The sequence below is a fragment of the Maribacter sp. Hel_I_7 genome, assembly GCF_000688315.1.
Classification (GTDB): domain Bacteria; phylum Bacteroidota; class Bacteroidia; order Flavobacteriales; family Flavobacteriaceae; genus Maribacter; species Maribacter stanieri.
Genome location: NZ_JHZW01000002.1, coordinates 1,194,254 through 1,218,894 on the forward strand (window position 1 = coordinate 1,194,254; position 24,641 = coordinate 1,218,894).

Sequence of the window (24,641 nt, forward strand, 5' to 3'; positions counted from 1 at the left end):
TTTAACGGTATAGGGTAAAGTGTCCAACAAATTCTCTTTCGTCTCTATCGCCATTCAGTTTAACTACATACCAGTAGTCTCCGGTTGGCAATTCATTGTCTAAATATGTTCCATCCCAACCTTCTGAATCAACAGATTGTTCTGAAACCACTCTACCATAACGATCAAATATTTTTATTAGTATTTGTGGGTATTGTTCTATGTTTCTAGGCATCCATAAATCGTTCTGCCCATCACCGTCAGGAGTAAAGAAATTAGGCACTTCAATGTCTATGAACTCCATAAATATATTAGCGATGGAAGAACATCCGTTCTCATCAACAACACGAACCTCATAGGTGTCTGTTCTTGTAATATAGAATGTATTATCATCCCCATTATCATAACCATCGAAATAGTAGGTGTATCCTTCTCTACCACCTTCTACAACTGCAGTTATTTCGTTCATATTATTTTGCTCTAGAGCAAGAGTCAATGGCTCAAATGCTTCAATTACAAAATCAATTGTTTGAATACATCCATTAGCATGAGCTATGATAATGTAATGGTTACCTGGTGCTATATTTCTAAAATCAGGATTCAATTGTAAAGCCGCTGGATCAACAGAATCTATAGCATACAGCACATCGCCAATTACACTTTCATCTTCTAAAGTGATATTTATATAATTATCTGGAGTAGCACCTGAACATTCGTAAACTGGCACTATAGTAGCATTTAAATTAACACCTGTTTCAATATCAACCACAACATTGGTATCGCAACCATTTGCATCTTTAATTACGATTAGGTAATTACCTGCAGCCATGTCAAAGAATTCTGTTCTGTTCAATACAAAATCTGCATCATCATTAGAATTCAATGCCGTACTGTATGGTGCCGTACCTCCTGTAATTTCAAGTATGATAGAACCATCTTGACTATCAACACAAATTTCTGGTGTCGTATCTACGGTTACCGCTAAACTTGCCGGTTCTGAAATAGTGTATGTCAAATATTCGAAACAACCATTTTGGTCTTGAGCGATAACAGTATACTCTCCAGGAGCCAATTCCGTAAATACCCCTTCAGTATAGAATTGATTTAAATTCGGAGAAATTGCATATTGATAACCTCCTGCACCACCGGATAACGTTACCGTAATTTCACCATCATTCTCACCAGAACATGTAATATCTATCACATTTTCAGTATAAGATAATGGAATAGGGTCAACAATTATCACCTCTTCAGCTGTAGTTTCACAGTCTTCACTTGTTACTGTTACATAATATGTACCTGCTCCTAAACCTCTAAATACTCCCTGTGATTGAGGACCTGAAATTCTTGAAGCTACGCTTAAAGAACTATCGGTAAACAATTCATATTGGTAGTTTCCTAATCCGCCATCAGCACTTGCATAAATGATTGCAGTACTTTCTCCTGTACAGTTAAGTACAGCTGCTGTTCTATCAACCGTTAATTCCAAAGGAGGAATCTCACTTTCAGTAATTGCATTAGAAATCGCAGATTCACAACCGTTAATGGCATCACGCACATAGAATTGGTATCTACCAGCTTGATACGTACCCGTTTCTGGCAAGTAAACTACCCCCAATGCAGGCATTGGTAAGAAATTGATATTGTCAACACTATACTCATACGTTCCACTACCACCTGTTGCGGTAAGTTCAAATTCTGCACCTTGGGCACATGTTAATGCATCGGTTCTAATTAAGCTAGCCTGTACTTCCGTTGGCTCTCTTACCTCAACAGTATTTGTTGTGGTATCACAGTTCCATCCGTCAACAACAGTAACACTGTAGAATCCAGCCCCTAAATCTCTAAAATTAGGATTCGTTTGTACTCCCGTTGTAGTTATAATGGTTGAACCAGTTGCATCATAATAATTTAACTGATATCCATATGTACCACTACCGCCTCCTGTTACATTTGCTGTAACCACAGCTCCTGTGTCACCGTAACAAGCTAAGTCCGTAACAAGCGGAGTTGCATTAGCTATTATTGGAGTAGCAGGAGTCAATGTTTCTGTATAGTTTACTACACATCCGGCATCATCGGTAATGCTTACTGTGAAATCACCCGCAGCTAGTTCCGTGAAGATTCCTTCATTAACATCATCCATTGTATATATATCACCAGTTGTAGTATTCGTTACAACAATATCATAAGGCTTATATCCACCTTGTACGGCAACTCTTATTTCTCCTTGATCATCTGTACAAGTAGCTTCTGCCAGCGGAGTAACTACACCACTTAAAGGTCTATCTGGAGATATAATCGTTATTATGTTCGTGTCTTCAGAACATAAAGGAATATCAGTCTCTGTAATAGTTACGTAGTAGCTACCACCAGATAATCCTGTTATTGTTCTTGGGTTAATACTAGTGTCAGTTGCAGTCGATGCTATTACTGAAACACCAGCAGCATTGAAAACTTCGTAATTATAATTACCAGTATATCCATCGATATCAATTTCTAAACTGCCATTAGTATCACCAAAACAAGTTACTTCTGAAATAGCAGTTGCAGTAGCCGTAATTAAATCGAACGGAGCAACCGTATAACTAGCTGTATTTACAAAACAACCCGTATCTAAATCTGTAACTCTAAATACATAAGAACCAACAGTGTTTAAATCGTAGGTTGCAGAAGTTGCTGTAGTACTTACCAATGAACCTGTGGTATTACCAATTGGTAACAACTCATAACCGTAGTTATGTGCCAAACCATTATCAGCAACGGTAATCGTTATCGTTTCATCAACCGTACAATTAATAGCTACATTTTGAGCGACAGTCGCCGTAAATGTATTTAATGGTTGAATCGTAACAGTCGTAGGCTCAGAACAACCATTGGCATCTTTTACATAAACATCTATGGTTTGAACACTTCCATTATCTGTAACATTGAATGTGTTCGATGATTGGAAGATAACATTATCAATACTGTACAAGTATGGAGCGGTACCAGTACCTGCACCAGCTGTTGCCGTTATGGTTGCAGCGTTCACACTGTTACTTGGAGAACAGCTAAATTCTGTTGCCACCGCACTAACCGTTAATTGTGTTGGCTCAGTAATAGTTTCATTCTTGATACCCTCACAACCTCTACTAGAAATTACTCTTACTTGGTATTCTCCTGCCGCTAAACCTGTAAATAATGGGTCATTTTGAGCTGGAACAATCGGATTTACCAAATCGGCTATTTCATATAATTCATATTGATAAATAGGGTTATCGTCGGTAGCTGGGTCAATATTGGCTCTAATACTACCATCAGTATCTCCAAAACAACTTACATTTACTATCGTAGCATCCAATAAGACTGGGTCTACCGGTGCATCTAGTGTTTGGGTCACTTCTCTTTCACAAACAGGGTTTGTTGTATCTAGGTCTCTAACCTCAAATGTGTATGTTCCTGGCTCGGTTAAGTTTGTAAAAACACCTGTAGTTTGCGTTACAATACTACCTAATGGCGTTGTCATTTCAAACTCAAGGTTTGTTGAACCACCACTAACATTTACCGTAATCTCACCACCTGGGTTAGTTGAACAGTCAATAGACTTATCTACTGTCGTAGAAACATCCATTTGCTCATAAAGCACCACCGCATTAGTTGTAAAAGGACAACCCCATTGATCAATAATTGATACCTCATAACTACCAGCACCTAAACCAGAGAATACTCTAGTATTCTGAGGCGCACGGAAATCTGTACCGTCTTTGATCAATTGGTATGTATAGTTACTTCCTTGTCCGCCAGTTGGCATACTCACTTCAATTTCTCCTTGTAAGTTTGTACAGTTTTCTATGTTTACAATTAATGTTGCTGCTATAGGGTCTGGAACATCAAGTACAATATTATCTTGGATCAATCTTTCACAACCTTCAGCATCACGTGCCCAAGCTTGGTATGTACCTGCAGAAAGAGGAGAGAAAGTAGCACCTGCTACGAAATCTGTAGTTACAGGAACACCTACACCTACATAATACGTATAGCCACCCCAACCACCAACTACGTTGGTAATAGTTATTGAACCGTCATTACCTGGATTACAAGTAATATCAGTTACTACAGTATTTCCACTAATATCAGCTGTTGGTCCATTTATAGTGAATGCTTCTGTATTTGTACAGAATGGGTTATTATCTTGGGTTATAGAAACGTAGTAACTACCTGCGTTTAAATTGATATCTGCGGTAGGACCGTTTGCAGCTTCTGTATTAGAAATTACAACCGTATCATCAGCCGTATTCGCTAAAGTTCCATTGGTATCATAAATAGTCCAAGTAAATCCGCCAGAGTATGTTGTATCTACTAGTTCAAAATTTACCACACCAGTAGCAGTTCCATAACAAATGACATCACTTGTTTTAACAATGTTAATAGTAAATGTATTTGGTTCTGCTATAGTTTGTGCTGCGGAAACAATACAACCTGTATCTATGTGTCTTGCCAATATCGTATACGATCCCGCAGACAAACTACCGAACACATTAGAAGCTTGGTAGTTGGTACCATTATCAATACTATATTCGAACCTGGTTGGGTCACTTAATGTTGAATTCACGGTTACTGTCAATTCGCCGTCATTTCCTGGCGCACATGTAACGGTATTCGTTACATCTGCAGTTACATCGATTATGGCATCAAAAGGAAGTACGGTCGCCGTTGTACTACCTGAACAGCCTTTATCATCATAAACATTAATAGTATATGTATCTCCTGCTCTATTAGAAACAGTAAGTACGTTAGATGCTCCAGATTGTACCACAGCCGAACTACTATCTACGAATTCGTAAATAACATAAGTATTACTACCACCGGTAATGGCAGTCTCGTCAACAGTAATTGTAGCATTGTACGGGTTATTACCAGCAGTACAACCGAACTCTACTACCGAAGTATCGATGTTCGAAATTAAGGCAGGTTCATCAATTACAATATTACCTGATACTGAACTACAATCATTGGTTCCTGTTGCAGTTACTACATACGTATTTGGAGGTAAATTCTCGAACGTATTATTAGTAACGTTAAATGTACCAGCCGCAGGCGCAATAGTAAACGTTAGCGGATTTACTCCGTTTTCAGTTTGTGTCAGTGTAATTGAACCGTCATTGGCTCCAAAACAGGTAATATCTATATGGGTATCAGCAAATATTGGCTGAATAGCCGGAGCTAATTCTTGCGTTACAGTTATTTGACAAACAGGGTTTGTAGTATCTAAATCTCTAATTAAGAAACTATAGGTACCATCATCTACAAGATCGGTAAAAATTGGATTATTCGCCTGAGTTACATCAGCACCTGTTGGAGGTGTCATTACAAACTCAAGGTTTGTAGAACCACCAGTAACATTTATTGATATTGTTCCACCAATTGTCCCCGTACAATCAATTGCTTTGTCTACAGAAGTAGTTGCGCTTAATTGTTCGTATAATTCTACAGGTAACGTAGTAAATGTACAACCCCACTGATCCGTAACAATTACTTCGTATTCCCCAGCACCTAATCCTGAAAATACTCTGGTGTTCTGTGGTGCACGGAAGTTAGCATTATCCATTACCAATTGGTAGGTATAGTTACTACCTTGTCCACCTGTTGGCAAACTCACTTCTATCTCTCCCTGTAGGTTTGTACAGTTCTCTATGTTTACCTGTAATGTTGCCGCAATCGGATCCGGAACATCAAGTACAATATTATCTTGAATAAGTTTCTCACAACCCTCAGCATCACGTACCCAAGCTTGGTATGTACCTGTAGGTAACGAATCAAAAGTAGCGTTGGCTACGAAATCAGTTGGCAATGTTGGTGCTACCGTGTCAACATAATACGTATAGCCACCCCAACCACCAATAACATCAGTGATAGTGATTGTTCCATCGTTTCCTGGCACACAAGTAATATCAGTTACTACAGTGTTTCCGGTAATATCAGCATCGGGACCTGCAATATTGAAATATTCAACATTGGTACAGAAAGGATTATTAGCCTGTGAAATAGAAACATAGTATTCACCAGCACCTAAGTTAATAATTGGAGTTGGACCATTTGCCAGTTCCGAACCACTATCAACAGAAGTATTATCAGTTCGGAAAATTTCCCAATCGAATCCTGTGTTATACGTTGCGTCAACCAATTCAAAGGTTACTTCGCCAGTATCTGTTCCAAAACAAACTACATCACTTGTCTTAACAACATCAATAGTAAACGTATTTGGTTCTTCAATTATAGCTGAAGCTGTTACAACACAACCGGTATCGATATGTCTTATCAAGAAATTATAATTTCCAGCAGATAATCCGCCAAAGACATTAGTAGGAACATAAGTAGTTCCGTTATCTATACTGTATTCATATTTTGTATTATCGCTAGCAGAAGATGTTGCTGTAACCGTAATTACACCATCACTTCCTGGAGCACACGTAACTGTAGTGGTTACCGCAGCCGTTGCACCTGTCATCTCATCATAAGGTAATACCGTAGCAGTTGTGCTACCTGAACACCCCTTATCATCATAAACATTAATAGTATATGTATCTCCTGCTCTATTAGAAACAGTAAGTACGTTAGATGCTCCAGATTGTACCACAGCCGAACTACTATCTACGAATTCGTAAATAACATAAGTATTACTACCACCGGTAATGGCAGTCTCGTCAACAGTAATTGTAGCATTGTACGGGTTATTACCAGCAGTACAACCGAACTCTACTACCGAAGTATCGATGTTCGAAATTAAGGCAGGTTCATCAATTACAATATTACCTGATACTGAACTACAATCATTGGTTCCTGTTGCAGTTACTACATACGTATTTGGAGGTAAATTCTCGAACGTATTATTAGTAACGTTAAATGTACCAGCCGCAGGCGCAATAGTAAACGTTAGCGGATTTACTCCGTTTTCAGTTTGTGTCAGTGTAATTGAACCGTCATTGGCTCCAAAACAGGTAATATCTATATGGGTATCAGCAAATATTGGCTGAATAGCCGGAGCTAATTCTTGCGTTACAGTTATTTGACAAACAGGGTTTGTAGTATCTAAATCTCTAATTAAGAAACTATAGGTACCATCATCTACAAGATCGGTAAAAATTGGATTATTCGCCTGAGTTACATCAGCACCTGTTGGAGGTGTCATTACAAACTCAAGGTTTGTAGAACCACCAGTAACATTTATTGATATTGTTCCACCAATTGTCCCCGTACAATCAATTGCTTTGTCTACAGAAGTAGTTGCGCTTAATTGTTCGTATAATTCTACAGGTAACGTAGTAAATGTACAACCCCACTGATCCGTAACAATTACTTCGTATTCCCCAGCACCTAATCCTGAAAATACTCTGGTGTTCTGTGGTGCACGGAAGTTAGCATTATCCATTACCAATTGGTAGGTATAGTTACTACCTTGTCCACCTGTTGGCAAACTCACTTCTATCTCTCCCTGTAGGTTTGTACAGTTCTCTATGTTTACCTGTAATGTTGCCGCAATCGGATCCGGAACATCAAGTACAATATTATCTTGAATAAGTTTCTCACAACCCTCAGCATCACGTACCCAAGCTTGGTATGTACCTGTAGGTAACGAATCAAAAGTAGCGTTGGCTACGAAATCAGTTGGCAATGTTGGTGCTACCGTGTCAACATAATACGTATAGCCACCCCAACCACCAATAACATCAGTGATAGTGATTGTTCCATCGTTTCCTGGCACACAAGTAATATCAGTTACTACAGTGTTTCCGGTAATATCAGCATCGGGACCTGCAATATTGAAATATTCAACATTGGTACAGAAAGGATTATTAGCCTGTGAAATAGAAACATAGTATTCACCAGCACCTAAGTTAATAATTGGAGTTGGACCATTTGCCAGTTCCGAACCACTATCAACAGAAGTATTATCAGTTCGGAAAATTTCCCAATCGAATCCTGTGTTATACGTTGCGTCAACCAATTCAAAGGTTACTTCGCCAGTATCTGTTCCAAAACAAACTACATCACTTGTCTTAACAACATCAATAGTAAACGTATTTGGTTCTTCAATTATAGCTGAAGCTGTTACAACACAACCGGTATCGATATGTCTTATCAAGAAATTATAATTTCCAGCAGATAATCCGCCAAAGACATTAGTAGGAACATAAGTAGTTCCGTTATCTATACTGTATTCATATTTTGTATTATCGCTAGCAGAAGATGTTGCTGTAACCGTAATTACACCATCACTTCCTGGAGCACACGTAACTGTAGTGGTTACCGCAGCCGTTGCACCTGTCATCTCATCATAAGGTAATACCGTAGCAGTTGTGCTACCTGAACACCCCTTGTCGTCATAAACATTAATAGTATAAGTCTCGCCAGTTCTATCTGTAACGGTCAATACATTCGATGCTCCAGATTGTACGATAGCCGAACTACTATCTACGAATTCGTAAATAACATAAGTATTACTACCACCGGTAATGGCAGTCTCGTCAACAGTAATTGTAGCATTGTTCGGGTTATTACCAGCAGTACAACCGAACTCTACTACCGAAGCGTTTACGTTAAGAATTTCATTTGCCTCAGAAACCACCTCATATACATCTAAGAAACATCCTCTATCTGAATAAACTCTAACTACATAATTATCGTTAGCCGATAAATTAGAAAATATATTTGTAGACTGTACTAGCCCCTCAGGTAACATCCTTAGTGAATCATAAGGTAATAGTGGTGTAGGATCTGTAAATAATTGGTACGTATATGGATGATTATCCATAGTTGGGTTAAGTGTAGCTACAATACTACCATCATTACCACCAAAACAACTTACTTCTGTTGTAGAAGTAGTAAATGAAACAGCTGTTGGCACTTCTAATTCAAGATCTACAGATTTGTCACAACCTGTTAGAATTTGATCGTATACAAATGCCTGATACATCTTTGGTTCTAAACCTGTAAAAACTGGAGAAACTTGAGGTGAACCGTTTACACTTACACCGCCATCAAATAATTCGTACATATAAACACCTGAACCTCCATAAGCAGTTATTAAAGCCTCACCATCTCCTCCTATACAAGAGGGTTGTGTGGTTACTTCAGCAGTAATTGAAGTAGGCTTAAAAATTTCTAAGGTCTGTATATTACCACAACCATTAAAATCACGTACTTCTATTGTATAATTACCTGAACTTAAATTTGTGAACTGGTGGGTAGTACCTAATGTAGTTAACGTGGAAGACTGATAAGACCCTCCATTTACACTTAATGTATATGGTTGAATTCCTTCTCCGTCTAATGTTATTTCAATTATAAATTCACCTTCATCTGCAGCACATTGGTTAGATACTACTGCTGAAATTACAGGAGAGGGGTCTTCTGCAATTGTAATGTTTAAATTAGGTGTTGTACAGCCATTTCCATCCATTACATAAACATCCCAATCTGTATTCACAGAAGGGTCTAGTTCGGCATAATTACTTGTGCCATAATCCCCTGAAACAGGTGACACCCCATCTTCAACAAACGCATAAGTGTAAGAACCATTACCACCTCCGGCAATAACTGTTACGTTAGCATCTTCAGTACAATACCCATTATTCTGATCAACTATAGCTAAAGTAACAGGGTTTGGTTCCAATATTCTAAACTCAAAAGTATTCGTACAATCTGGAGTAGAGTCTTCTCTAAAAAATAATACATAATCTCCTGGAGGAATATTAGTAACTGTTTCTACAGCTGTTGGACCAGGACCGTTTGGTGCTCCTATTATGGTCTTTGAATATGCGCCTCCTAAAGATATATTTGTTATAGATTCTCTAATTTCATAAAATATATCATTTACTGAAGAATCATATCCTTCAATTTGAAATGCAATCGATCCATTTGTATCTCCAAAACAAGCTACATCTGAAATTATTGGATTGGCAACAACGTCAATTGATGATAAACTAGGAATATCCACTTCAACATAACTTGAACAATTAGTTCCTGTATCTATTACTTGAAATACATATGTTTGACCAGGGTTTAAACCATTATAGGTAGCGCTTTCTTCATTGGTTCCAGGACCAGTAGTTTCAGAATCAGGAATAGTGCCTGCACCATATATAGTAAAATCATAATTTCCAGAACCACCACTTGCCAATAAGTCAACCGTGCCACCACTAATACAACTTACAGCAGGAACAACTGCATCGATACTTAAATACGGATTAGATAAAACCCGTACTGGATTTTGATAAAATTCACAGCCATTAGCATCTAAAACTCTAACGTAATAATCTCCAAATGTCAAACCATCAAAAGTTGCGGTTGTTGCAGATGTATTTACAATCGGATTTGGCCCGGTAGTTACTACAACGTTATTTTGGTTATCGTATAAGGTATACGTGAAGTTAGGCTCCCCTCCGCTGGTAATAGTAATATCTATTTTACCAGGTATATCTCCAGAAGCGCCACAACTAACATCCGTAGCAACTACGTTTGCGTCAAATAATACTGGGTTGATTACTACAGCTGTGTCGGTAAACGTACAACTTTTGGTGTCTCTAACTATATAAGTATAAGATCCAGCGGCTAATCCTGGGTATATTCTTTGATTTGAATATGGACCGCCATCAAAACTTACTTCATATGGTGATGACCCAAAGCTAGGATCAATATTAATTTCAACAATACCATTAGTATCTCCAAAACAAGTTGGTTGAGTTATTGTAGCGGTCGCAAAAGGATTGACTGTTGCTGTAACCGTAATTTCATTTGATTCAGCACTACAACCTTGAACATCTGTTACTCTAAATCTATATACACCAGGTGTTCCCGTCGAGTAAGGAAAAGAGCCCGCGTATGCGGTATAACTTCCTCCATCAACCTGCATTTCATAAGTAAAAGGTGAATACCCACCATTTACCTGCAAATCTAAGATTGCATCTGGTGAAATCGAACAATCGATATCTTTAGTTAAAACCACATGAGCAGTTAATTGTGGTTCAATAGTAAATGTTAAATCGTCTGTACAACCATTAGCGTCTCTTATTTGGAATGTATAATTGCCAGGTGTAAGATTTGCAAAATCATTCGATGTCTTATATGCACCAGTATTCATTCTATACACATATGGCGCCAACCCACCGGAAGCTCCGATGACAACAGTTGCTGAACCAGGATTAGATGAATCGTAACACAAATCAGAAGTTGGGTCAATACTAGCTATAGGTAAAGATGGCGCAACCAAAGTAAACGTATCGGTAGCTGAACATCCATTTGCATCAGTAACGGTTATTGTATGTAACCCTAATTGATTTAAACCGGTAAACAAATTACTGCCTTGTACACCAGTTGTGGAAGTATCAGGCAATTGAATTTCATATGAGAATGTTCCTGTGCCACCTGTAGCGGTTATTACAACTGAACCGTCATCAACACAACTAGGCTGAGAATCTACGTTACTAACAGAAATAATGTTTGGCTCGGATATCGTTTGTACAAGGGTTACCGAACAACCGGCGATCGGGTTGTCAACGTCCCTGATATAAATAGTATAATTACCAGCGGAAAGCCCGGAAATTTGATGGATAGGTGCTGTATCGCTACCTTCGATAGTAGCAAAAGCACTATCATAGCTATATTCATAACCTCCCGCTGCAAAATTATCAACTTCAAAAGTTATAGTACCAGAACCATCTGCATTACAATCTAAATCTTCATAAGATAAAATTGCAGCATCAAAAGCATTACCATCTTGAACATCTACAATAATATCTGTAGTACACTCACTACCATAATCTACCGTGATGGTATGTTGGCCTACGATCGCATTGTTGAATACATTGCCCGGTTGTGGAATATTACCATCGATACTATACGTATACGTTGGATCGTTCGGAAGTATCGTAATATTCCCTGATCCGTCACAATTGTAAGCAACACTGCTACTCAAAGCCGGTTCTATAGGTAAAGGCGCAATTATAATATTCGGAAGACTTAACGTACATGCTGTATTATTGGCATCCCTTACCTGAACGGTATATGTACCATCGGTCAAATTGGCGAAAACTGCTCCTGCTGCAGTCGCTGCAGTCCAAGTCCCTCCGTTTAAACTATACTGATAACTATTTGAACCACCTGTTGTAGGGGTTATACTGCCAACGGTAATCTCTCCAAGTTGATTACACGTATAGTCTTCTGTCTGAACACTCTCGGCTATTAATTCTGGAAGTTCGTCAACAGGAATAGATAATGTTAGTTCGCAATTATTAACGTCCCTTACCCTAACATCATAGGTGCCGGCCGTAAGATTGTTGAATGTACTTACAGAACCAAAAGTCGTACCGCCATCAATACTGAAAGTATATGGGGCCTCACCACCAGAAGGTGCCAAAGAAATACTACCGTTATTGCCTCCAAAACAGGTTACGTCTACAACTGTTGGTGTTGCAGCGACCGGTGTATCCTGTACAATCGTAATATCATACATTGCAGGACAGGCATCCGTTCCTCCATTATTGTCAAGGACATATACATCATAATCACCTGCGCCCGTAACCGTCACAGGATTGATCGTAGCATAATCACCTGCCGTTGGTGTCGCACCATCGGCAACCACCGCATACACATAATTGCCATCGCCACCTGCAGCGGTAATGTCGATATCGGTATCGGTACCACAGGCGGTAATACTGCCTGCGATTGCCGATAAAGTTAATTGTTGTTCTATTGTTACGGTCTGTGGTGCGGTATCACATCCAAACTGATCCGTAACCTCTATCGTATACGTTCCATTGGATAAGCCCGTGAAAGTATGCGTCGTTGCATTCACTGGACTTGGTATCACATAAGATCCTCCGTTTATCCTGAACTGGTAATTTCCGTTACCCGCAGTTACATCTACTTGTATCGTAGCATCGTTGCTACCGCTATAACAGATAGTTTCGGTCAACGTGAAAACAGGGGTTACTGGGGCATTTATTGTAATTGCACTGTCTATAGGGTCTATACAGCCATTTGCGTCCATAACCCGTACTATATAATCGCCAGCTGTTAATCCGCCAAATGTTGTACCGGCTTGATATGCCGTGATCACACCACCCACATTGTCCTCCAATTGGTATTCGTAACCAGGTGTACCGCCCAAGGCGCTCGCCGTAATGGTGGCACCGCCATTGTCACAGGTATGTTGTTGCGTAATGCTCGCATCGGCGACTACCAACGTTGGCTCAAGTATCGTTTGTACAAGGGTTACCGAACAACCGGCGATCGGATTGTCAACGTCCCTGACATAAATAGTATAATTACCAGCGGAAAGCCCGGAAATTTGATGGGTAGGTGCTGTATCGCTACCTTCGATAGTAGCAAAAGCACTATCATAGCTATATTCGTAACCTCCCGCTGCAAAATTCTCAACTTCAAAAGTTATAGTACCAGAACCATCTGCATTACAATCTAAATCTTCATAAGATAAAATTGCAGCATCAAAAGCATTACCATCTTGAACATCTACAATAATATCTGTAGTACACTCACTACCATAATCTACCGTGATGGTATGTTGGCCTACGATCGCATTGTTGAATACATTGCCCGGTTGTGGAATATTACCATCGATACTATACGTATACGTTGGATCGTTCGGAAGTATCGTAATATTCCCTGATCCGTCACAATTGTAAGCAACGCTGCTACTCAAAGCCGGTTCTATAGGTAAAGGCGCAATTATAATATTCGGAAGACTTAACGTACATGCTGTATTATTGGCATCCCTTACCTGAACGGTATATGTACCATCGGTCAAATTGGCGAAAACTGCTCCTGCTGCAGTCGCTGCAGTCCAAGTCCCTCCGTTTAAACTATACTGATAACTATTTGAACCACCTGTTGTAGGGGTTATACTGCCAACGGTAATCTCTCCAAGTTGATTACACGTATAGTCTTCTGTCTGAACACTCTCGGCTATTAATTCTGGAAGTTCGTCAACAGGAATAGATAATGTTAGTTCGCAATTATTAACGTCCCTTACCCTAACATCATAGGTGCCGGCCGTAAGATTGTTGAATGTACTTACAGAACCAAAAGTCGTACCGCCATCAATACTGAAAGTATATGGGGCCTCACCACCAGAAGGTGCCAAAGAAATACTACCGTTATTGCCTCCAAAACAGGTTACGTCTACAACTGTTGGTGTTGCAGCGACCGGTGTATCCTGTACAATCGTAATATCATACATTGCAGGACAGGCATCCGTTCCTCCATTATTGTCAAGGACATATACATCATAATCACCTGCGCCCGTAACCGTCACAGGATTGATCGTAGCATAATCACCTGCCGTTGGTGTCGCACCATCGGCAACCACCGCATACACATAATTGCCATCGCCACCTGCAGCGGTAATGTCGATATCGGTATCGGTACCACAGGCGGTAATACTGCCTGCGATTGCCGATAAAGTTAATTGTTGTTCTATTGTTACGGTCTGTGGTGCGGTATCACATCCAAACTGATCCGTAACCTCTATCGTATACGTTCCATTGGATAAGCCCGTGAAAGTATGCGTCGTTGCATTCACTGGACTTGGTATCACATAAGATCCTCCGTTTATCCTGAACTGGTAATTTCCGTTACCCGCAGTTACATCTACTTGTATCGTAGCATCGTTGCTACCGCTATAACAGATAGTTTCGGTCAACGTGAAAACAGGGGTTACTGGGGCATTTATTGTAATTGCACTGTCTATAGGGTCTATACAGCCATTTGCGTCCATAACCCGTACTATATAATCGCCAGCTGTTAATCCGCCAAATGTTGTACCGGCTTGATATGCCGTGATCACACCACCCACATTGTCCTCCAATTGGTATTCGTAACCAGGTGTACCGCCCAAGGCGCTCGCCGTAATGGTGGCACCGCCATTGTCACAGGTATGTTGTTGCGTAATGCTCGCATCGGCGACTACCAACGTTGGCTCAAGTATCGTTTGTACAAGGGTTACCGAACAACCGGCGATCGGATTGTCAACGTCCCTGACATAAATAGTATAATTACCAGCGGAAAGCCCGGAAATCGTCTGTGGCGATACCGTCGTACTGCCCAGTATGCTCGCAAAATTATCAAGGCTATACTCGAACCCGCCGGCACCGAAATTCTCCGCTTCGAAGGTAATCGAGCCAGAGTTGTCGGCATTACAGTCCAAATCCTCATAGGTGAGCACAGATGCCTCGAAAGCATTGCCGGGCTCGACAATAACATCAAGATCGACAGATGCAGGACATTTTGCTGGTGGTTGAGTTGCCAAAAGATCATCTATTGCTATATCATTACCTTCTTCAACAGCAGAATTTGTTCTAAAAACAATATCCAAGGTAGTATTCGCTCCTGGGTTTAAGGTTACCGAATAATTTCTCCAATCATCAGGTCCATTATTTTTAGGTACATTTCCAGTAGTAGAACTTTCAATGATATTTCCACTACCATCAACAAGCTGTATTTCCATACTCGGGTCCCCGCCAGAGGTACCTGTACGCAACAAGTTCAATGCCCAAAAAGAAATGGTAATATCTTGATTTGGCAGAACCTCAACATCTCTTTTAGAGTATACTACACCACCAACACCAACTACTCCTCCCACATTAATGGCCAAATAACGTCCATTAGCAGGTCCGGCATGGTTGTTTGGACTAATCCAAGTTCCGTGAAGAGGTGCTAGAGCATTAGTAACAACATATTCCCCGTCAAATAAACGAGAGTCTCCAATATTACAAGCGGTAGTGCTACCATCACCGGGTTCGTAACAATATGCGGTATCTATTTGTGTAATGCTTGTATTGGTTCCGAAACCAAAATCCTCAAAAAGCAACGTGCTGGGTGGAATTACTTCGGTAATAACATAATTTACAGTAACAACATGTGCTCCTGGTGCAATATCTGTAAATACATTAGAATTAGCCGGTGTATTAAGTACTGCATCTAATTCATAAGTATATGTGTAATCTGAATTATCAGGAGTAACCGTAATTGTACCGTCGCCATCACAAAAATAATCTACTGTTGCGGTAACCACTGGTGGTGTAAAAGGCGGTAAAACAGTTACCTCCATTTCATAAGTACAATTATTTGCATCCCTTATAACCACAGTGTGCAAGCCAGACATCAGGTAATTAATATTACTTGGTAAGTAAGTAGCACCGCCATCAAAGCTATATGAATATGGAGCTGTGCCACCACGTGCATTAATTATTCTTACTTCTGCTCCAAATGGGTTACATTCAACTAATTCTGCAACCAATGCAGATGCCGATAATGTAAAAGGTTCAGAAATTGTATGAATTTCTTCTACCTCACAAAGGTTTGCATCTCTTACTTTTATATTGTAAGATCCTGCGCCAAGGTTGTTAAAGGTGTTTTCGGATTGATATGTCGTACCATCGTTTATACTGTACATAAATGGCGCCTCGCCACCAGATGCAACTATCGTTAAATTAGCTTGATTCTCCCCACTACAAAGTATATCCGTATTTGAAATAGAAATAGACAAAGGAGCATCTTCATCGATAGTTATGTCATATGTAGATTCACAATAATCCGTATTACCACTATTATCTCTTACATAAACATCATAATCACCTGTTCCGGTAACCGTAACTGTGCTATTTGCATTAAAATCACCAGCGTTTGGCGTAACTCCGTCAGCAACTACAGCGAAAACATAATTACCATCACCACCGGCACCAACGATAGTAATATCCGTATCGGTACCACAAGCGGTAATATTACTTGCGCTTGCGTTAACAGTCAAAGCCGGATCTATTGTTATACTTTCTGTACCGGTACAATTGTTTCCGTCTCTAACCTCTATAGTATATGTACCAGCTACAAGACCTGAGAATTCACCGTTGCTACTAAAAGCACCGCCGTTTAAGCTATATTCAAAAGTACCATCGCCACCAGAAGAAACACTAGCGGTCAGCGTTAATAATACAGCATCATCAAAACATTCTTGATTAGGGGTTATAACTAGAACTGGTGCTGTTGCAGGATTAAGGTCAAACGTGAACGGAATACTACAATTGTTTGCATCGATAATAGTACCGTTATATGTTCCAAATTGGGATAACCCATTAAAAGAACCTGTAGAATTAGAACCAAATACTGTAGTATCTGGATTGTTTAATTCGTAAACATAACTACCCCATCCACCTGTTGCAAGAACACTTACACTACCGGCAGAAGTACAACTTGGCTGTATTTCTGTTAAACTAGAAATTGCCAATGCCGAAGTTGGACCTTCTAATTCATGGGTAGCTGTATATGTACAGTTGGTATCAGTGTCTACAATATCAATTATATAATTACCTGCAACTAAACCATTAATATTATCAATAACAGCTTCTGTACCTCCGGTTCTAACAATTCCTGTTGGACCAGTAACCGTGTAAGTGAAATTTTGACCCGCCTGGAAATTTACATTAAAACTTATAATACCGTCTGCAGCACCAAAACAGCTAATCGGTTGCGTTGTTTGACCACTTGCCGACATTGGATTAATAGCATTAATCGTGTAATTTTCATCATAAAAACAACCATCGGCATCTGTTACCCTAACCGTATACGTATCAGGAGCAAGATCATTGAAAGCAGCTTCATTTCCTGTTGTGCTAGTTGGTGTAATTGTAGCGGGAGCTATAATTGAATACACATAAGGTGCAGTACCATTAATAGCATTCATCGTTAAATTAGCAGTTTGCGCCGGACATGAAATTTGAGACTCAACAATAGTTAAATCCGTTGGTGGATTTGGTCTGTCTATTACAGTTTGATTAGTAACAAAAGTACAATCGTTAGCATCCCTTATGGTAAGGGTATAAGAACCGTCTGTTAAATTTTCAAAACGATTTGCATTTACAATCGTATCTGGAATAAAGTTAATTCCATCTATGCTATATTCATATGGAGCAGTACCACCGGTAACATTTTGTGCCTCGATAATACCCTCTTGTAAACAGTTATAATCTTGAATTAGAACCGAAGTTCCACTAACTGCAGTAGCAGGTGCGGAAATGGAATAGTTCTCTTCATAATCACATGATGCGCTACCTTTTCTTTGATTTATTACAACTCTGTAATCACCATCTGTTAAGTTTGGAAAAACACCTGTTGTATTTTCTCCTAAGGGTTGGTCGTCAGAATCAAAAAGGGAGAAAGTTAATTGATATCCATTATCATCTATCAGATTAAACTGAATACTACCTGTAGATTCACCAAAACACGAGACATCATTAACTGTAGTTGCTGCGAATTCTGCTGCTGGTTGAAATTCTATACTAACCGTATTTGACTCTGCATAACAACCGTTTCTATCAAGCACAACAAACACATAGTCTCCTGGATCTAAAATGTCGAATATTTGACTGGTTTGAAAATTTGTAGCTGGAATATCGGCATAGGTAGGATAAGATGTAACAGTACTACCAGATTCATCATCATACGACCAGATAGCATAAGTATGTGGTGTACTTCCGCCATTTGAATCCATTAAAATATTACCTTCTCTACAAGTAATATGTTGAGAAACCCTAGCAGATAGCTCCAAGTCATTTTCGTCAACAATAGTTACTTCTTCACTGTAAGAACAACCATCATCGGTAGAAATATAAGCGATATAATCACCTGCACTTACATCTGTAAAAGTGTAGTTGTTATCTCCATGACCATTTTGGCTATCTATTAAAGTTCCAAGTCCGCCATTTGTACCATCATTACTTCTAATTTCAAATGCATATGGTGCATCTGCATCTGTAATTTGAAGATTAATAGTCCCTAAACTAAAACAAGTTTCTGGCGTAACGTTAACATCATATGTTATTGCACGCTCACGAATACCTATAACAGGAGTTGTAAAAATACATGCATCTTCAATAACATCACCGTTTGTATCTAATTGAGTAACCTCTACTCTATATGATCCATTTTCGCCAGTAGTAAAGTCAAAACTTGGACCATTATTAGCACTAAAAGGAACTATTGTATTGTTGGTATCATTATCAACAAGTTGATATCCATATCCACTTCCAAGATTTGTAATAGTAATATTACCGTCAGTATCACAAACGATGTCTCTATTATTAAATTCAATATCTAGGTTGTTCTGGAAACCTTTAAAATAGAAACGGCTTGTACACCCATTTTGGTAAACTACAGAAAGTCTGTACTCACCAGGCGCATTCAATAAGTAATTACTACCAGTACCTACCTCTGTCCAAGAACATGTAAGTGCTTTGTTGGCACAATCTTCACCTACAACAGCATTAATACCACAACTACCTTCATCTAACAATTCCCAAGAAACACTTTGAGCATCAACAATGTTGACTGCTAATGGTTGTGAATCGTTAATACCACATAAAAATATTTTTGGTAAAAAAGAGCTGTCATCACTACAGAAAACTATTTCACCAGGAATATCGTTACTTGGGTCAGTATCTCCATTTACCTCATTAAAATACTCTGTTACCGGATTTGGTAAATTACCAGAACCAAATGGCTCTACATTAATAATTTCTTTAAATCCTTTACAAGGATCAGCAACAATTTTATCTACTATATATTGACCAACAAGTGTTACAACCTGTGTACTTGGATCATTATCTGGATCACCATCATTAATTTCAATATCTGTAGCATCTATTTCTCCATTACTGTTTGTATCTCGATACCATATATATGAATCGAAACCATCACCAGCATTTAAAATAGCACTAGTACCACATAGTTCTATCGTTCTTTCAAAATTACAATCAGAAAGATCATCTAAAAGGAAGTTGGTAGCTCCTGGAACAACAAATCCACAAGTATTAAAATCAGTAACACTTGGGTCATCTGTAACTTGAGCAGAGTTGTTCTCTCCTCTATACGAACTATACGCTAAATTTTCAATTAAATCTGAACAGGCATTTATGAAATCAAAACAGTTTTCAGCTACTTGAACTCTAAAACCAATTGAATATTCACCATCTTCATCATCAACATAAACATCTGGAATATTGAATACTATTTCCCTCGTAGCTGGGTCATACGTATATGTAATCTCATGACAAGTTCTTGGAAAGCCTTCACATATAGGTGCGGGAAATGTAAAATCTGTAGCGTTGAAAAAACTTCTGCCATCTGGAGGAGAAACGTTTACTGGTAATACATCTCTAATCGTATAATTTACACCATCATCGTTACCAATATTTTCAAAAGTTAAAATATAATCTAATGTTTGCCCTAAATGTACACCTTGCCCTGTAATATCTACACCTCCTGGAGTCTGTACTCTTTTTTCCAATACAATATTGGGAGCAATAATATCCACATCAAAAGAAGTAAAAAAGATATCGTACTTATCTTGAGAAGAACTAGCCCTTAAAATAGCACTAGTTGAACCGTTAGGAATAATTGTATTGCTAGCACCACCATTAGGTATCTCAAAAAGGTCAACATCCCAACCTAATGTATTTATACTGTTTGGGTTTCTTGTTGTATACTGCGTATCAAATTGAGTTATACTAGAATTAAAGAAATTGTTTCCTGGGTTTTGTCCGTTTGATAATGTTGTAAATGACCCGTTTGCATTTATTTGTAATGCGTCACCACCAATTCTATTATCACCCTCTAAAGCAGCAACACCCATGTTTGCATAAACCGGAAATGGAGCTGGTAAAGTAGTAAATCCGTTTACTGGGATATCAATACTCTCGCCTGATTTTACACCTGCATAACCATCAAAAGTGGTAATAAATTTATCTCCTGGTAGGTTTGGGTTCTCATAAACAACCACCATTTTCCAACCACCAGAAATACCACCAGAAATACTGTTTCCTGTACTAGCTCTTACATTGGCAACAAAATAATCTCCATTTGGATCTGCTAATCCAGATACTATAGAGGTTACATCTTTATAGGCTGCGTATGGACTATAATAACCAAAATCTGCATCTCCATTACCATCAAAAATAACCTCATCTGCCGTTATGTCTTGATAGGCTCCACCCGGAGTTCTAAACTTAATATCATCAATGTTACTTCTATCAGAATTTACATAAACCGCAGACCAATACAATCCTGCATAACGTACCAATGAACAATCAACATCGGGTATTTCTAAATATGCACTACTAGAACTAAATGTGCTGCTATCACTATCGACATCAATATATTGCATGTCGTAATTATCATTGTAATCAGAAGAGTTTCCGGTATCATTAAGCGGATCATTGGGAGAAACCTCTGGAATTGTAAATGTTTCATATCTCCATCTTCTTCCATTTCTAACCCACCTACCACCTGTACTTTCTGGTATGTATCTGTTAACAATGTTGTTTGCAATGAATGTTAATTCTCCACGAATATCAGCCTCATATCGCACTTGAAAAGGCTCTTTAACCTGCGATACCGCAGTTTGCAAACCTAATGCCAAGAATAAAATGAAAAATAAACATTTTGAGTAATGTTTTCCCATAAGAGAAATGTATTTGGTAAATTCTAAAAAACTAGTCAGTTTGGTCATCTTCTATAATTTCTGAAGAATCCATTCAAGCGATATTAATTTCATATCGTTCCTCGCGGAATTCTCCAATAACAAATATTAACCTTAGTAGTTACGTGAAGAATTTATTGTTGTAGTAACTATGTTTTCTGTTGTGAAACAGCAAATTGAATGGGTTTGTTTTTTAAAAAAACAGTGCATTTCAACGATAATACACCTAGTAGCGCAATATTAATATTTAATCGTTTGAGGTAATATCAAAAAAATATAGCATGAAAATAATTTTGAAGAGTTGTAAACTTTCATGTTTTCTAGAACAATTTTATTCAAAATAATCGCTCTTTTTTATTGTTCTATTTTAGTAATAAATATTATAGTATTGACTTGAAAAGTACTGTTTTAAACAGCCAAAACACTCATATAAATACACTATATTTTTAGCGAAATCGCTTTGCTTTTTATAGAGGAAATGAAAAATAAAATGTTTTTGAAATCAAATAAGCTTACACTTTATCACCTAATTGAATATCAAACAAAGCACTTTTGAAGTGTATTTTGAACGAGAAATTTCATTAAAAAAAGCCTGAGGAGTTAAAATAAGCCGTTTTAGCGGCTTTTCATATACTCGAGCGAATTCTTACGGGAAATTGTAAAAGCACACTTCCTTGGGCTTAAAAACAGTGTTGCGCTATCCTATTACGAGTAATGCATAATGTAGTTGTAAGCAAATATCATTTTCTAAAACCTTTAAATTTAAATGGGCAGCATTTAGTAATTAATATAGTTCAAAGCACATTCTAAGACTTCATTTTTTTTGCTACAATACCATCGATAGTTGGTTTACACACCATATCAATTTTGACAACTTTTCTTTGAGTTTAGGTATTATCCGGATAAAATATACCTACACCAGTTATCATGGTTTTATAGCCACCTACATTTCAAATCGACCAACACTTCCATCAGCACCTGAAGTTTGGCTACCAATAGTAGTTACATTATCGCCTGCTTGAAGAAACATTGCAATAAATTCTGTTCGACTATGAGATATCTCACCTACCAATAAGACCACATTGCCTTTATATTTTAATTACTTGTTATGTAAATCAATTCAGGAATATTAATTAAGATTTTCTATCTTTAAAATCTGTTATACTAATTCTACATATTATCTGAGTCTTTCTAAAAAGACGATCTCGACAATCGAGTAAATAGTGCATGGATATCTTCCAGTGCCTAGGTAAATACACCCAATTATATTATCAAATTTTAAACAAAGTCAATTGATTAAAAATCAGTTGAATCATCACTTTGAATGATATTAAATTCTTCAAATTGTGATAATCTTACAATGAATTAAAAATGAAAAGTAAACAGTTAATAAGTAGAAATATAGAAGACTTTTATAATAAAGCATCTGAAGAAACTAGACTCGAAAAAGGTATGGGTATAATTGAATTTGAAAGAATTAAATCTCTCATTGAAAAGTATATCCCTTCAACAACTTCAAAAATTATTGATATAGGTGGAGGAACAGGAAAATATTCAGAATGGCTAGCTCGAAAAGGACATCAGGTTTATTTGGTTGAGCCTGTTTTCAAACATTTACAAATAGCAAAACAAAGAACTAATAAACTTAAGAATAAGTTTCAAGTTAAATCAGGTGAATCTAAAAAATTAGACTTTCCTAATAAATTTGCAGATCTCATAATTCTTCATGGACCACTTTATCACCCACAAAAAAAGGAAGATAGAGATATAAGTATTAAAGAAGCTAAACGTGTTTTAAAGAATAACGGAATCATTTTGGGTTTTGCTATAAATTATACGGCATCAACTTTAGTTGGTCTATTAAATGGTCTTATTCATAAAAAGTCATTCTTTGAAATGTGTAAGAGTGAATTGACGACAGGAATTCACAATCCCCCAGATGATTTTCCTTAGCTTTTAGCTGAGGCTTATTATCACAAACCCGAACAATTAAAAAATGAATTTATAAATCAGGAATTAACATACCTAAATACCTATGCCGTTGAAGGAATTGCTTGGCTAGATAAAGACTATTTCACTAATATGCTAAATAATAAAAAGAAGAAAAATTTAATGGATCTTATTCAAATTACAGAAAACGACAGCTACATTTTACCTTTTAGTCCACATATGATGATAGCAGTAAAAAAAACTAAAAATGGAAAATAAAAAAAGATTCATTAAAGCTCTGGTTGAAAATAACGGCCAATTAAATGAACTAGATCTTGGAGAAAGAATTCAACTGGATGAAGATGAAACAAGAGAAATAATAGCACAACTATTATCTGAACATAGAATTAGGTATGAGGCAAACAGCATTTGTAAGTATAGCGTTGTAAACAAAATGCGTAGATAATATTGAAAATAAATATCGGCTAGGTTGATTTTCAAAAAAGGAATTTCAATTTAAAAGGGAAAAACAATAACCTTGATTTTCAAGATTTAATATAACAAATAACAACCGGAAATCTATTTGGTTTCCGGTAACTTGCAAGGTATTTTTATTTAATATCGATTGGCAAATACCTACAGTAAAAAGACTTCCTCAATTATAAGTGATGTTATCTTTTGCTTTTTTTACTCCAAATGAATTCTCATCAATCCACACAAGACCCCAGTTAACAATTGGATCAGTATTGTAGCTTTTAAGGGTTACTGATTGTTCTTGGGAATTAAAACGATAATATCCATTAACCACTTCCGTCCTAATTTCATTTCCGCACCGACGCCCTATTCTCCTTCCTGAATTAAAGGTTATGCGATATTCGCCTGTACTCAAAAAACGAAGTTCGTTACCAATTTTCAAAGTCCTACTCCGCCTATAAACTGTAATTTCAGTATCACCTTCTTTTATAGTCTTATCAACCTTCCAACGATCAATTAGAAAAGATTTAGATATTTCTTTCTCTTGACCAAAACATAATTGAGCAAAAAAGAGGATTAGCAAGATTATTGGTTTTCTCATAAATTGGTAAAAACAAGAACCGTTCCAACCGATGTACAAGTACTTTCAAATTAGCAATATGATAAGTTAGTATTTCAAAGTTGGTCCTCAATTTTAATCTCAAGTAACTTAAGGTGATTTCATTCATCT

At 37.8% G+C, this 24,641-nt stretch carries 4 protein-coding genes and 1 pseudogene; 2 read left to right on the top strand and 3 right to left on the bottom strand.

The annotated features are described in order from the left end of the window. Nucleotide 1 precedes the first annotated feature (1 nt). Nucleotides 2–21,490 (bottom strand): T9SS type B sorting domain-containing protein, encoded by a 21,489-nt coding sequence (locus tag P178_RS0106730; RefSeq protein ID WP_231500511.1) that lies wholly within the window; start codon nt 21,488–21,490, stop codon nt 2–4. A gap of 961 nt (nt 21,491–22,451) precedes the next feature. Continuing rightward, nucleotides 22,452–22,592, bottom strand: a pseudogene (locus tag P178_RS22880) (hypothetical protein); the annotation flags it as partial. A gap of 287 nt (nt 22,593–22,879) precedes the next feature. On the opposite strand from P178_RS22880, the gene P178_RS21590 reads away from it, so the two are divergent. Continuing rightward, nucleotides 22,880–23,461 (top strand): class I SAM-dependent methyltransferase, encoded by a 582-nt coding sequence (locus tag P178_RS21590; protein ID WP_231500512.1) that lies wholly within the window; start codon nt 22,880–22,882, stop codon nt 23,459–23,461. 244 nt (nt 23,462–23,705) lie between these two features. Further along, entirely contained in the window at nt 23,706–23,903 is a 198-nt protein-coding gene (locus P178_RS0106745) for a hypothetical protein (protein ID WP_027065499.1), read from the top strand. 189 nt (nt 23,904–24,092) lie between these two features. Here the strand turns inward: P178_RS0106745 and P178_RS0106750 are convergent, their stop codons facing one another. Continuing rightward, on the bottom strand, nt 24,093–24,494 hold the full coding sequence (locus tag P178_RS0106750) for a hypothetical protein (protein ID WP_155941590.1): 402 nt from the start codon (nt 24,492–24,494) through the stop codon (nt 24,093–24,095). Nucleotides 24,495–24,641 lie beyond the last annotated feature (147 nt).